Annotated in this window: 7 protein-coding genes and 1 other annotated feature; of the genes, 6 read left to right on the forward strand and 1 reads right to left on the reverse strand. The window is 42.3% G+C overall.

Annotation, left to right across the window (positions count from 1 at the left end; translation table 11 throughout):
• The first annotated feature begins 153 nt into the window (after positions 1–153).
• Entirely contained in the window at positions 154–8,466 is an 8,313-nt protein-coding gene (locus J1C86_RS04490) for a CshA/CshB family fibrillar adhesin-related protein (RefSeq protein WP_427150824.1), read from the forward strand.
• A gap of 188 nt (positions 8,467–8,654) precedes the next feature.
• Here J1C86_RS04490 and fbpA read toward each other — a convergent pair whose 3' ends face one another.
• Complete coding sequence (gene fbpA / locus J1C86_RS04495; protein ID WP_125348495.1) at positions 8,655–10,304, reverse strand: Rqc2 family fibronectin-binding protein FbpA; 1,650 nt, start codon at positions 10,302–10,304, stop codon at positions 8,655–8,657.
• Between the two features lie 158 nt (positions 10,305–10,462).
• Here fbpA and J1C86_RS04500 point away from each other — a divergent pair, with 158 nt between their 5' ends.
• The 5 genes from J1C86_RS04500 to trpX all read left to right on the forward strand — a co-directional run bounded on the left by J1C86_RS04500 (position 10,463) and on the right by trpX (position 15,222).
• Positions 10,463–11,023: an RNA polymerase sigma factor gene (locus J1C86_RS04500; RefSeq protein ID WP_002904268.1), complete on the forward strand. Its 561-nt coding sequence runs from the start codon at positions 10,463–10,465 to the stop codon at positions 11,021–11,023.
• The gene (locus tag J1C86_RS04505) at positions 11,004–11,753 is read left to right on the forward strand and encodes a beta-carotene 15,15'-monooxygenase (RefSeq protein WP_125348494.1); all 750 of its coding nucleotides are present in this window, start codon (positions 11,004–11,006) and stop codon (positions 11,751–11,753) included. Before J1C86_RS04500 ends, J1C86_RS04505 begins: the two co-directional genes overlap by 20 nt.
• Positions 11,737–12,621, forward strand: coding sequence for an ABC transporter ATP-binding protein (locus J1C86_RS04510; RefSeq protein ID WP_125348493.1), 885 nt, complete (start codon positions 11,737–11,739; stop codon positions 12,619–12,621). Before J1C86_RS04505 ends, J1C86_RS04510 begins: the two co-directional genes overlap by 17 nt.
• On the forward strand, positions 12,605–13,789 hold the full coding sequence (locus J1C86_RS04515; protein WP_125406978.1) for an ABC transporter permease subunit: 1,185 nt from the start codon (positions 12,605–12,607) through the stop codon (positions 13,787–13,789). Before J1C86_RS04510 ends, J1C86_RS04515 begins: the two co-directional genes overlap by 17 nt.
• A gap of 64 nt (positions 13,790–13,853) precedes the next feature.
• Positions 13,854–14,088: a binding site (T-box leader), on the forward strand.
• 126 nt (positions 14,089–14,214) lie between these two features.
• A complete protein-coding gene (trpX, locus tag J1C86_RS04520) occupies positions 14,215–15,222 on the forward strand; it encodes a tryptophan ABC transporter substrate-binding protein (RefSeq protein ID WP_125409174.1) in 1,008 nt (335 codons plus the stop codon).
• Positions 15,223–15,270: the final 48 nt, after the last annotated feature.

The raw sequence follows: 15,270 nt of genomic DNA on the forward strand, positions 1-15,270 counted from the left end.
TTTTTTCTTTTGTTTTCAAAAATAGACTATAAAATGCTTTGTGTCAATTTTTTTAAAAATTTTTTATATAATTATAGTTATATATATAGCTAACTAAAATGGAATGTTGTATAATAAAACTATTGTAACTAGATGATTATTTAGGAGATTATTATGGGAAAAGATTTATTTAATCCTCACCTGCGTAAGTTTTCGATTCGAAAACTAAACGTCGGTGTTTGTTCTGTGCTCTTGTCAACCCTGCTTCTTTTGGGAGCAGCGGCACAAGTTAGTGCTGACGAAGCTAGTGATTCTGGTGCCCCAAACGAAGTTTCGCAAACAGGAATAGCCGAATCATCAGTGAATTCTGCTGAAACTGTGGCTTCTGAACATTTACAAGCAAAAGAAAGTTCAGCACTCGCTTTTGCTAGTGAGACCCCTCGACCAGATGATAATCCTAGTCCAAGAAGCTCAGAACCTGAGAAAGTTGAAGAATCTACTGAACCTACAGCAACTAAACCGGTTGAAAATACTCAGCCAATCACTGTTCACCCAGAAACATCCAACGCGGCTGTCGTGGCTGAAAAGTCAGAAGCAACCGCAGAGCTAGCTCAGCCTAATCGCTCTCGTCGTGTGAGACGGGATGCTACACCTACTGGACAACAGAACAGCGTAACAACAGGAGTTCCGATAGGTACTGGACCGGCTGGGGCAGATGATGCTACCTCAACGCCACGTGTACCTAAACCAAGCTTGGAGGAATCTGTCAAGAAAGATAGTACCCAATTAGCCAAACAGATTACTTGGCTTGATTTTTCAGATACTTCAAGTTGGAAAGGATTGGATTCACGAGGCGGACTCCAAGTAGGAACGACCTTCAAGAAGGAAATTTCTCCTGGCTATGAAGTAACCCTGACGGTCACTGAGCTTAAACCTTTTAACTCGACTGAAACTTATAAAAAACGGGTTGAAGGAACACCGACAGAAAATACTTATGACCCAAATGCTCAGAATGGATACTTAAAGTCTGCAGCAAAGTATGGTCAAACCCCTCCTACAGTGACGGGGGCAATCCAGAACCAATGGACTTCTATCCGTGATCAAGGTTTTAATACGCAAGGACGAAAGACCCAGCTGGTTTACCCAGAGAACTCAACCAACTGGGGAGTAAAATTCCAAATTGAAGCTACCTATCTAGGCAAGCGCGTAGCCCCTACGGTGGTTATGGCCGATGGTGAAGATGCCAACCCAGGTGAATTTGCTATCTTCACTACTAACGGAGAAGGATGGGAATATCTCGGTGAATGGAAGAATAAGAGTACTGCCAAAGAAGCCTATACCGTTATTACCAAGCAAATGTTGGATGATGAAAATGTAAAGAGAAGAGGTCTCTTAATTTTAAGAGATACAAGCGTAGACTGGTATAAGTACCTCAGTCCGGATACAGTGACAGGTGGCTTGGGGACTCAGGTCTTTGGGCCAAACCGCTCTAACGAACGGACGGTTCCTGTGGTGATGACGCGTGGGGCATCTGAAGTAGGTTTCTATGTAGCATCATCTGGGCAACAGGCTATGATGATGGGATTCTTAGTGGTAGATGGCAGTGATGCACCAGCGACTTATGGCGAAGCCTTCCATACCATTTCAGGCCGTGATTCGGTGACTGATGCTCCTATTAAGCAACCTTATTTGGGAACAACGCCAGCTGATATTGATGTTGATACAGCTAATAATTGGGTTCTGGATGATAAAAAGGAGCATAAGGACGAGGGGGCCAGCCAATTACTAGCGGACGATCAATTAAGCGCTTCTAATGATTTGCTTGATTTAGACAAAGCAAAAAATGGAACTTATACGATTAAAATCAAAGCTAACCCAAATGGTAATGCTAAATCCTATGTCAAGGCATGGATAGACTTCAACAATGATGGAGTCTTCAATGAAAGCGAAGGTAGCAACCTACAAGAGATTACAGCTGCTGGTGACTATACCTTGACCTTCAATGCCAACCCAAATATTACTGGCGGTCAAGTGGACAAATTGGGTATGCGTTTCCGTATTGCGACTAATAAAGGTGATATTGAGCAACCAACCGGTATTGCCTTTAGCGGTGAAGTAGAAGATATGCTCTTACACCGCATTTATCCTCCTAAAGGTGAAAAGCAGACTACGGACGGCTTTACAGGTGAGACTCAAACTGCTGTCCTTCACTTCACACCTAAAGGAACGGATCGTTCAGATGACAGTGTCAATGCAGTTATGAGTACCCAAGCGCCTCAGGTTCTGGATAAACAAGGCAATGCTCTGACGCCTGTTGATGGCAACTATATTCGTCCAGAAGGGACCTATCGCTTGACCGTCAATGGCAATGATGTTCAAGTAGTCTTCACACCAAATGCGGAATTTTCTGGAACTGCTGACGGAGTTAATATTCGCTGGACTGACAGCAATGGTACATCAACTGGTTGGACTTCGACGGATGCTTCTGACCCTAATAAAAATGATCAATTGACTAGTATGGACGGCCGTTATGTGCCGACAGTTCGTAAGATTCCAAACTACGAATCAAGTGGTCTTCAGGGACTGGACCAAAATAAAACGCTAGTCTTTAACGATGATGATGCGAATACGACCCCTGTCATGCCAGACGCTACTCATCCTGCCAGCTTTGTGGATGCTAACGGTCAGACAGTAGCAGGCAACACGGTGCCAGCCATGTCCAATGGCCAGCAAGTCGGGACCTATGAATTGGATCCAAATACCGGCCAAGTGACCTTCAAACCTATCAAAACTTTTTATGGTACGCCAGACCCAGTGGTAGTTCAAGTCAGTGATGCCGATGGTAAAGCACACCGAGCACGCTACCAACCTAATGTGACCCAAGTAACACCAAGAAGCACCAATGTTGAATCAACTGGCCTCCAAGGTCAAGCACAAAGTGGTAAGCCGACCTTCACCCCAGGTGACCAACAAATCCCAATTGACATGAGCAAAGCCATGACTTTTGAAAATGGGACGAACACCTTGGAAGTAGCTAATGAAGGAACTTATACTATCAATTCAGATGATACCATTACCTTCAAGCCACTTAAGCAATTTACTGGCAAGGCAACACCGGTTACAGTCAAACGTGTCGATGCCAACGGCACAGAAGTGACTGCAACCTATACACCGAACGTGACCAAGGTCACACCAACCAGCACATCTGCTACTTCATCAGGTCCTCAAGGTGTTCCACAAACAGGAACGCCAGTCTTCAAGGAGGGCGATCCAGCGGTCCCAATCGATATGACCAAGCAAATGACCTTTGACGATGGTCAACCTAAGAAGATTGTTGCGGGCGTAGGGGAATACACCATCAATTCAGATGGATCTATTACCTTTACTCCAGATAAGAAATATGTTGGAACCCCAGCCTCGGTGACGGTCAAACGAGTTGACGAAAATGGCACCGAAATAAGAGCAACCTATACGCCAACCGTGACGGAAGTGACGCCAAGAAGTACCAATGCCGTTTCAAGCGGCTTGCAAGGACAACAACAAAGTGGCAAGCCGATCTTCACCCCAGGCGACAAAGCTGTGCCGATTGATATGGCCCAACCAATGACCTTTGAAGATAATCAAACAACCAAGAAGGTAGACAAGGTCGGGACTTATGTCATTGAGTCAGATGGTACGATTACTTTCACGCCAGACAAGCAATATGTGGGGACCCCATCTCCAGTAACAGTTAAACGCGTAGACACAAATGGAACAGAAGTAACGGCTACTTACACACCAACCGTGACGCGTGTCACACCAACCAGCACCAATGCTGAGTCAACAGGCCTGCAAGGTCAACCACAAAGCGGCAAGCCAACTTTCAGTCCAGGTGACCAACAAATCCCAATTGACATGAGCAAAGCCATGACCTTTGAAAATGGTACCGACACATTGGTAGTAGCTGATCAAGGAACTTATACTATTAATTCAGATGGTTCCATTACTTTTAAGCCAGAGAAGAAATTTACTGGCAAGGCGACCCCAGTCAAGGTTAAACGAGTTGACACAAACGGAACAGAAGTAACGGCCACTTACACTCCTACTGTTGAAGAAGTTATTCCAAACGCAACTGGCGATCAGACTGAAGGTCCACAAGGATTGGTTCAGAATGGTAAGATTACTTTTGAAGCTGGAAGACCAGAAGTAGGCTTTTCAGCAGACAGTACCCCAGTTTTTGACACTGGTACCAATGTGAAAGAAATTGAAAATGTTGGTAAGTTTGAAGTGGATATTGATGGTAATATTACCTTTACACCGGTTAAGACATTTGTAGGTAAAACACCTGAAATTGAAGTCAGTCGTGCAGATGTCAATGGCACTCTTGCTAAGGCAAAATATCAAGCAACAGTGACAGCTGTAAAGCCAATTGGTGTTGGAAACAAGACAGAAGGCCTGCAAGGTCAAGTTCAAGAAGGTAAAGTGACCTTCACACCAGGGCACGACTCTGTTCCATTCCCTGTTGGTTCGACTCCATTGTTTGATAACCATTCAACGGTGAAAGAAGTACAGAATGTCGGTAAGTTTGAAGTGGACTCTGATGGTAAGGTTACCTTTACCCCACTCAAGCAGTTTAAGGGGGAAACACCAGAACTTGAATTGACTCGCACTGATGCCAATGGCACCCCAGTAACCGTCAAGTACCAAGCAGTTGTGAAAGAAGTGGTTCCAAGAGGAACTGACGCGACTAGCACAGGTCCTCAGGGGGTTCCGCAAACAGGTAGTCCAAGCTTCCAAGGTGGTGATCCACTTGTTCCGATTGATATGGATTCTCCAATGACCTTTGAAGATGGTCAACCTAAGAAGACAGTTCAAGGAGTAGGAGAATATACCATCAACTCAGATGGTACTATCACCTTTACCCCAGACAAACAGTATGTGGGGACCCCAGCTTCAGTTACTGTTAAACGTGTAGATAAGAACGGCACGGAAGTTACTGCCACCTATACGCCAACGGTAACACGGGTAACGCCTACTAGTACCAATGCTGAATCAACTGGTATCCAAGGTCAACCGCAAAGTGGCAAGCCAACTTTCAGTCCAGGTGACCAAGCTGTTCCAATCGATATGACCAAGCCAATGACCTTTGAAAATGGGACTGACACTTTGGTAGTGGCTAATCAAGGAACTTATACCATTAATTCAGATGGTTCTATTACCTTCCAACCAGTTAAGCAATTTACTGGCAAGGCGACACCTGTTACGGTTAAACGAGTCGATGCTAACGGTACAGAAATAACTGCGACTTATACACCGACCGTTACCAAGGTGATACCAACCAGCACCAATGCGACTAGCACAGGTCCTCAAGGTGTCCCTCAAACTGGCACCCCAACCTTCACAGGTGGCGATACACTAGTTCCAATTGATGAAACAGTAGAGCCAACTTTCGAAGATGGAAGTAAGGAGAAAAAGATTCCAGGTCAAGGAACCTACACGATTGCTCCAGATGGTGCAGTGACTTTCACGCCAGACAAGCAATTTGTGGGTAAACCAGATCCAATCACTGTGAAGCGAGTGGATAAGAACGGTACACCAGTGATAGCGACATACAGTCCAGAGTATACTAAGGTAACTCCGACTGGTACTGGCACTAAGACAGAAGGCTTGCAAGGCCAAGTTCAAGAAGGCAAGGTCGCCTTCACTCCAGGCCATGACTCTGTTCCATTCCCAGCTGGTTCAACTCCGCTGTTTGATAACAATTCAACAGTGAAAGAAGTTCCAAATGTCGGTAAATTCGAAGTGGATGCAGATGGTAAGGTGACCTTTACTCCAGACAAACAATTCAAGGGTGAAACACCAGAGCTTGAATTGACACGCACTGATGCCAATGGCACCCCTATTACAGTTAAGTACCAAGCGGTAGTGAAAGAAGTGATTCCTACTAGCACCAATGCAACAAGCACAGGACCTCAAGGTGTTCCACAAACTGGTACACCAACTTTCCAAGGTGGTGATCCATTAGTTCCAATTGATGAAACCGTTGAGCCGACCTTTGAAGATGGAAGCAAGGAGAAAAAGATTCCAGGTCAAGGAACCTACACGATTGCTCCAGATGGCGCGGTGACTTTCACGCCAGAGAAGCAGTTTGTAGGCAAGCCAGATTCAGTGACTGTAAAACGAGTCGATAAAAACGGCACTCCAGTAACAGCTACCTACAGCCCAGAATTTACGAAAGTAACTCCAACTGGTACTGGCACTAAGACAGAAGGCTTGCAAGGCCAAGTTCAAGAAGGTAAAGTGACCTTCACCCCTGGTCACGATTCAGTTCCATTCCCTGCTGGTTCGACTCCGTTATTTGACAATGGTTCTTCTGTCAAAGAAGTACCAAATGTTGGTAAGTTCGAAGTGGATGCAGATGGTAAGGTGACCTTTACTCCAGACAAACAATTCAAGGGTGAAACACCGGAACTCGAATTAACTCGTGTGGATGCCAACGGTACTCCTATCACCGTCAAATATCAAGCAGTAGTGAAAGAAGTGATTCCAACTGGCACCAATGCGACTAGCACTGGTCCTCAAGGTGTTCCACAAACTGGTACACCAACTTTCCAAGGTGGTGATCCATTAGTTCCAATTGATGAAACCGTTGAGCCGACCTTTGAAGATGGAAGCAAGAAGAAGACCATTCCAGGTCAAGGAACCTACACGATTGCTCCAGATGGTGCAGTGACTTTCACGCCAGACAAGCAATTTGTGGGTAAACCAGATCCAATCACTGTGAAGCGAGTGGATAAGAACGGTACACCAGTGATAGCGACATACAGTCCAGAGTATACTAAGGTAACTCCGACTGGTACTGGCACTAAGACAAAAGGCTTGCAAGGCCAAGTTCAAGAAGGCAAGGTCTCCTTCACTCCAGGCCATGATTCTGTTCCATTCCCAACGGATTCGACTCCACTGTTTGATAATGGTTCTTCTGTCAAAGAAGTGCCGAATGTTGGAAAGTTCGAAGTGGATGCAGACGGCAAGGTTACTTTCACTCCAGACAAACAATTCAAGGGAGAAACACCGGAACTCGAATTGACTCGGACTGATGCGAATGGAACTCCAGTAACCGTCAAATATCAAGCAGTAGTGAAAGAAGTAACTCCAACTGGTACTAGTGCAACGAGCACAGGTCCTCAAGGTGTTCCACAAACTGGCACCCCAATTTTTGCGGGTGGTGACCCACTAGTTCCAATTGATGAAACCGTAGGGGCAAGCTTCGCAGACGGCAACAAGGAAAAAGTGATTCCAGGTCAAGGAACTTACACGATTGCCCCAGATGGCTCAGTGACCTTCACTCCAGACAAGCAATTTGTAGGTAAACCAGATTCAGTTACCGTTAAGAGAGTGGACAAGAATGGTACTCCAGTCACTGCAACTTACAGTCCAGAGTTTGTTAAGGTAACTCCAACTGGTAAAGATGCTTCCTCTACAAATATCAAGGGACATGTTCAAACCGGCACACCTGTCTTCGAAGCAGGTGATCCATTGGTGCCAATTGATGAAACAATTGCGCCAACCTTCAACGACGGTAGCAAGGAAAAGAATATTCCGGGTCAGGGAACTTATACTATCGCACCAGATGGAACAGTCACTTTCACTCCAGATTCTGATTTCCTTGGTCAGGGTACTGGTGTAACTCTTGTCCGTCGCGATAAGAATGGCACCTCAGTGACGGCTCGCTATGTTCCGACCGTGGTTGCACCATCAACCAGTCAGGACAGTGTGTCCAGCGGCCGCAAGGGCCAAGCTCAAACGGGCACGCCAACCTTTGAAGGGGCGATTGACCAGGCAGTAGCACCGACCTTTGCGGATGGCAGCACCGAAATGGTTGTCCCAGGAGAAGGAACTTATCGTTTCAATATGCTGGGGGCAGTGACTTTCGTACCGGAGGCAGACTTTGTCGGAACTGCTCGCGGAGTCGTCGTGAAGCGTTCAGATATTTATGGCAATGCCGTGACGGCTACCTATACCCCAACTGTTTTGGGAAGTACTGCCACAGAAGATACCGGCAGCACGGGTCTCAAAGGCCAGCCGCAGACTGGTAAACCAATCTTTGAAGGCGACGTAGATCCAACTGTTCCGCCAACTTTCGAGGATGGAAGTACTGAAAAGGTTGTTCCAGGCCAAGGTACCTACACGATTGCGCCAGATGGCACTGTAACCTTTGTACCAGAAACGGGCTTTGTCGGTCAAGCTGATGGTGTGACAGTGATTCGCAAAGACCGCAATGGTCAAACTATTTCAGCGGTTTACGTTCCAACTGTGACAGAAAATCCTGTTCAGCCAGAGCGGACGATTACACCTGCACCGCCATCACTTTCTAAGAGTGCGGGTGCAAAATCCCTTCCTAAGACTGGTACAGAAGAAACCTCATACTTAGCAGCAAGCTTGCTTGCGGGAGTATCAGGTTTGGGACTGCTTGGCTTAGAGAATAGAAAGAAAAAGTCTGAAGACTAACATAGGCTTGAAGAAATTCCGTTAATAAACTAGAAGAATTTCGGAAAAGCTCAAAAATAGGTAGAACTTATGTTCTACCTGTTTTTTTTTAACAAAAAATTGTTGGAATTAATAGAAAGAATAGAAAGCTTCAGCTAGCTAATGACCGTCCTGCTCCTAAGTCAGTTTGATAGTTAAAGAGGGTAACTTTATATCTTCATGCTTTTAATTTTCTCTTCATCTGGTGTGACGCGCAAGGTTTTCTGGCCCGTATAGGTGACAAATCCTGGCTTTCCACCGGTTGGTTTGTTGAGCTTTCTAGTCTCAATCATATCTACTTGGACCAGATTGGAGAGTCTGGCTTTGGAAAAATAGGCTGCTAACTCGGCAGCGTCTGTCTTGACTTCATCGCTAGGTTGGAGGTTGCCAGTAATCACCACATGACTACCTGGAATATCCTTGGCGTGAAACCAAAGCTCGTCCTTCTTGGCCATCTTAAACGTCAGCTCGTCATTTTGTAGATTATTTCGTCCAACTAGGATAATAGTTTGGCCATCTGTTGCCAAATATTTCTCCGGTTTCTGTCTTTTCTGGATTTTCTCTCTTTGGCGTCGGCGGATAAAGCCAGTCTGGATTAGTTCCTCCCGAATTTCTGCAATTTCAGTCAGGCTGGCCTGAGCAAGGGCAGTTTCCACGCTCTCTAGGTAGAGAATCGTAGCCCGAGTCTCCTCAATCAAGCTGGTCAGATGTTTGACGGCTTCCTTGAGCTTCTGGTAACGTTTGAAATAGCGCTGGGCATTTTGGTTGGGGGTTAGGGCCTTATCAAGCGAGATAATAATCTTCTCACCTGTATAGTAATTATCCAACTCAACCTGGTCCTGATCGTTAGGTACCTGATGGAGAAAGGTAGTTAAGAGCTCCCCTTTTTGACGGAATTCCTCTGCATTCTCCGTTGCTAGAAGTTCTTCCTCTTGCTTGACCAGTTTTTTTCGGTTCTTTTCCAACTCATTTTCTACTCGACGAATCAGTTCGCTAGCCTGCTGGTTGACTCGATCTCGCTCAGCCTTGTCCTTATAGAAAGTGTCCAAAAGCTCGGATAGCGTGGACATTTGGGTCTTACTGTCGGAAAATAGCAGAGCAGAGAAGGATTTTTCGGTCAGGCTAGGCTGAGTCGGACTAGAAAAAAATGCTCGGAAAGTTTTGAGCTTGTCAGCTGCCAGACGGCCACTGAGTTCAGTAGCTGTATCCCGCCCCAATCCCTGAAAAATTTGCTGCAAGCGTTTGGGCTCTAAGTCTTCAGTATGTAAGATTTCAAAGAGCTTTTCATCACCCACAGTGAAAGGATTGAGACTGCCAGTCTGAGGTGGTGCAACATAGGTTGAGCCCGGCAGGATCGTTCGATAGCTATTTTGAGAAAATCCGACATGTTTGATGGCTTCAATAATCTTACCGCTAGCCTTGTCCAAGAGAATGATGTTGCTGTGCTTGCCCATGATTTCGATGACCAGAGTCACAGCCACGCTGTCACCGATTTCGTTCTTATTGGAGACGCTGATTTCCAAAATCCTGTCATTCTCGACTTGCTGGATTGCTTCAATAACAGCGCCCTGCAGGTATTTGCGCATCACCATGATAAAGGTATTGGGAACAGCTGGATTTTCAAACGTGGTATCTGTCAGCTGGACGCGCCCAAATACCGAGTGGGCTGATAGGAGCAGCTTGTGGCTTTGGCGGTTGCTGCGAATCTGTAAAACCAGCTCCTGTTCAAAGGGCTGATTAATTTTCTGGATGCGGCCGCCCAGCAGTTCGCGGCGCAGCTCCTCTGTCATGTGGTGTAAAAAAAATCCGTCGAAAGACATGTTTTTCTCCTTGAAAGTTGCTAAAGAAGATTATAACAAAAAACCAAGCCAAAAGCTTCTAAATTTTTTGAAAAAAATTTTTAAATAAATTAAATGATTTTTATATAAAAATTGTTAATATAGTAGTGAGAAGGAATTTAAATATAGATGGAGCTAGAATGTTTGAAGATTATATTTTAATTCAAAAGATAAAAAATGGAGACCAAAATGCGTGGGAAAGGGTGATTGAGAAGTATTATCACTCTATCTATTTTTACTGTGTACGCAGATGTTATGGTAATGTCCAGTTAGCAGCAGATTTGACGCAAGATATTTTTCTTAAAGTGATAGAAAATATCAAAAACTATCGTTTTACAGGGAAATTTTACAATTATCTCTTCACAATTGCTGTTCATCATTGCAATAACTATTATAAAAAGAAAGAAATAGAAAAAGTTGAATTCAACGAAAGTGTTTTATCTTCTCACGAAAGTGATGGTATGAGAAATTTAGTAGTTAACGAAGAAAATAAGGTAATTCAACACGCCTTAAATCAGTTGTCAAATCCGCAAAGAGAGGCTATTATTTTGAGATATTACCATGATTTAAAGGTTAAGGATATAGCAAAGATTACAGGTGTAGGTGTTCCAACTGCACAGTCCCGAATTCATCAAGGGCTTGTAAAACTATCAAAGTTCTTAGATAAAGAGGCATTTACTTATGACGAAAAAAGTTATTGAACGTTTAAAAAATTATCAATTAGAAGTTGATGAATCTAGAAAAAAAGAGATTCTTTTACTCGGTGTTGCTCATCTGAAAAGTCAGAAAAAGAGGATTTCTTATCTGGAATTCGCTCTTTTTACTATTCGGTTTATTAGTTTAAAAACTTGGTTGATTCAGTTCGCAGTATTAGGAATCAGTTTATTAGTTATATTAAACAATCCGCTCGGTCTCGTTTATACTCTAATAAAAAATTTGACAGGATTGCTAATAATCTCTCTACTTTTCTTTATGGAAGAATTATTTAAAAGTTTTACATCTGGAATGTGGGAATTAGAGCAAACTTTCAAGTACGATTTACGCCAGCATGTATTAGTGAAACTCTTTATTTTTGGCTTCATTGATTTTCTGATTGTTCTGAGTTTTTCTATATTAACAAACTTACTCTTCAGATTTTCTTTTTTTAGTATGTTACTGTATTTGTTAGTCCCCTATAATATTGTTTGTATTGTTTTGTTTTATTCTCTCTCTCGTTGGAGAAATTCTGGCAATCATCGTAGTGCATGGTTCGTTTTGGGTATGGCTCTTTCAATTCTATTTGTAGCTTTGAATCTATTCAATCCTTATCGTATGGCTGTTATATATTGGTTCCTAACTTATTTAATGTCTCTTTTGATTCTCGCACTTTTGTTCTTTAAACAATTAAAAAAATTGACAGCAGGAGGAATGTGGAATGGAACTCACTCTTAAAAACATTAAAAAAGAATATGGAAACAAGTTGGTATTAGATTATGTTTCCATTTCATTAAAACCAGGACTTTACGGACTTTTAGGTTCGAATGGCTCAGGAAAGACGACGCTTTTTCGGATTATTTGTGGTCTCATGAAGCCTACTCAGGGAGCTGTTTTCTTTAACGGAAAGAATATAGTTAATCAAGCAGAAAATTTTAGAGATATTTTAGGTTTTTTACCTCAGGATTTTCGATATTATCGAGACTTTACTGCTAGAAATTTTCTACTCTATATTGCCTCTTTAAAAGGGTTGAGTCGAAAAAATGCTTCTACAACAAGCGATGAATTATTAGAGTTGGTTGGCTTATCTGCTATCAAAAATAAAAAAATTAGAAAACTTTCTGGTGGAATGAAGCAGAGATTAGGAATTGCACAAGCTCTCTTAAACGATCCTCAAGTCCTTGTGTTAGATGAGCCAACAGTTGGACTAGATCCTAAAGAACGGGTTAAATTCCGAAAGTTATTAAGTAGTTTATCAAAGGAAAAAATCATTCTTTTATCGACCCATATTGTATCAGATGTCGAAAGTATCGCTGACGAAATTTTGATTTTAAAAAATGGGCGTTTACGAGATAGAGGAACGGTTAATCAATTAGTTTCTGAAATATCTGACAAGGTTTGGGAATGTGAAGTAACAGAATGTAAGGCTAATAAATTAGAAGAGACCTTTCTTGTGAGCAATCGCCGCCAGGATGGTCAACATATCGTGATGAGAATTGTTTCTGAACAAGCTCCAATCTCGAAGGCTTCCTTGGTTAGCCCAACTTTAGAAGATTTGTATCTCTATTATTTTAGAGAGGAGATGCAGGATGAAGACACTTACTAGATTTGAATTTCAAAAAATTTTAAAGAACAAAACGATTTTGGGAAGTTTAGTTGCAAGTTTATTTCTACTTGCTGGTATTTTTTTCATAGGCTATCATTATTCTCAGTATCAATTTGCAGCGAGAGATAATGTTGCACATGGCTATTCCAAAGATATTGAACAGAGTTATAGAGGGGAGTTTACAGATGATAAAATTCGAGGGATTATAGCAGACGATCTCAAAAAATTTCAAGAGAGAGAACTTTCTGATGATGGAAGTTGGAAAGAAAAAGGAGAACCTTGGCTTTTTCACCCATTTTATCTCTTTACAGAACAGATAAGCAACGTATTCGTCAAAGATGCTCGTCATCTTTATGAAAAACAGATGGAGCGTGTGAAAAAAGGAAAAATGCTGACGATTGAAGACATAGAAGTACGCAGCATTAAAGACCTTGGTTTTAAAGAGTTTGGTAAACCTCTAAAAATTGGTAATTATGCTCCTTGGCTTGATTTATATAAAGTTCAGGGAAATGTTTCCATTTTAGTTTCTTTTCTAGTCATTTTAGTTTGTTCTCTGATTTTTTCAGACGATAAGGCAAAAAATATGAATCAAGTATTGCTGACAACTAAATATGGACGCGATAGACTAATAAAAGCCAAGATTGGAGTGGCTTTTCTCTTGACTATTGTACTATTTATAGTTTTCCAAATGGTCACTTATTTTGTATTTTCTAGTATGTATGATACTAGTGGATGGAGTTCTAGTATTCAGACTAACTTAGATTTGAGGTTATTCAGTTTTCCATTGGAGTGGAATCATCTACAAGTTTACTTTTGGTTTTTGTGCTTACAATTTACAGGGCTTCTTTTTACAGCGGGAGTAACATTATTGATGTCCTCTCTGCTGAACTCTCCTTTGTCTGTCTTGTCATTTTCTATTAGTCTTTATTTGTTGCCTTATTTTTTAGCTCAGATTTTTCGAGAAGGACTTGCTCAAAAACTACTTTATCTTTTTCCAATCAATCAGCAGTCAGTGGGAAAACTATTAGGACTGTTTGCTTCGAATAAGGAATATTTTTTTCAAGATTTTATCATAAATAGTCTCTTCGTTTTTAGTTTTCTAATCGGTTTGGCTTTTGCATTGAAGATAATATCTTATTTCCATGCTAAAAATTGGAATTTTGCTTGAGTAGTCAAATCTGAACATTTTATAAAAATTTTCAAAAAGGTCTTGACATCCTTTCAGGAAAAACTTAAAATATAGGAAATTAGAAAAGTAGTAGATGAATTTGTTTTTAGCGAGCTTGTGGTTGGTGGAAATGAGCAGCAAATCTTTATGAAATTGGGCTAATTGATAAAATGAATTTGAAACAATAAGAATTCGGTGGGCACACCTTACAGTGCAGCTTGTTTGATGACAAGATAGAGACATGGGGAATATTAGCTATTTTCCATAATTGAGGTGGCACCGCGATTTTCGCCCTCACACAGAATACCTGTGTGAGGTTTTTTGTTGCTTATTATAAAAAAACAAGGAGAATTGCCTATGTTTAAACGATGGCGTCCCTAGGGATTAAACAGAAAAAATATAAAACATAGAAATGGAGAAAGAACATGAAAAACAAACGATTAATCACTATCTTAGGCCTTCTGGCCGTTTTGGCAATCGGTGGGATTGTCTATTCTAGCTTGAGCGGAAAGACCAACGCCCCTAAGACTGGTGACGACAGTCAAACAGTCAAGGTTGGCGTGCTACAGTATGTTAGCCACCCTTCGCTGGATTTGATTTACAAAGGGATCCAGGATGGTCTGGCTGAGGAAGGCTATAAAGGCGACAAGATTAAGATTGACTTTATGAATGCTGAGGGCGATCAGAGTAAGGTTTCTACTATGAGCAAGCAGCTGGTCTCCAATGACAATGATGTGCTGATTGGGATTGCGACTCCGTCTGCACAAGGACTGGCAGCAGCTACTAAGGACAAGCCTATCGTCATGGGAGCTATCACAGAGCCGGTCGGAGCAAACCTAGTGAAAAATCTGGACAAGCCAGGTGGCAATATCACTGGTGTCTCTGACCGCAATCCAGCTAAGCAACAGCTAGAGCTGATTAAAAAATTGACTCCAGATGTCAAAACTATCGGTGCGCTATACTCTAGCAGCGAAGATAACTCTAAAACTCAAGTGGAAGAGTTCAAAAAATTGGCTGAAGAGGCAGGCTACAAGGTAGAGGAATACTCTGTTCCTTCGACCAATGAAATTGCTTCAACCATGAATGTCATGACTGGCAAGGTTGACGCTATCTGGATTCCAATTGACAATACCATTGCGTCAGCTTTTGCGACAGTTGTGTCCAGCAATAAAGAAGCTAAGAAACCAATTTATCCAAGTGCGACGGCCATGGTTGAAGAAGGAGGTCTTGCCTCTGTCGTTGTAGACCAGTATGACCTAGGTGTTGCGACTGGTAAAATGGCAGCTAAAGTTCTTAAAGGTGCCAAACCTGCTGACACTGCAGTAGATATTTTCGATACAGGTAAATCTGTCATTAATACAAAAAATGCCAAAGAACTTGGCATTACTGTACCAGAAGATGTTCTGAAAGAAGCTGGCCAGGTTATCAAATAAAAAGAAAGAAGTCTGTTGCTTGACAGGCTTCTTTTTCTTGATAGTCTC

This window comes from Streptococcus sanguinis (genome assembly GCF_050220005.1).
GTDB classification, from domain to species: Bacteria; Bacillota; Bacilli; order Lactobacillales; family Streptococcaceae; genus Streptococcus; species Streptococcus sanguinis_Z.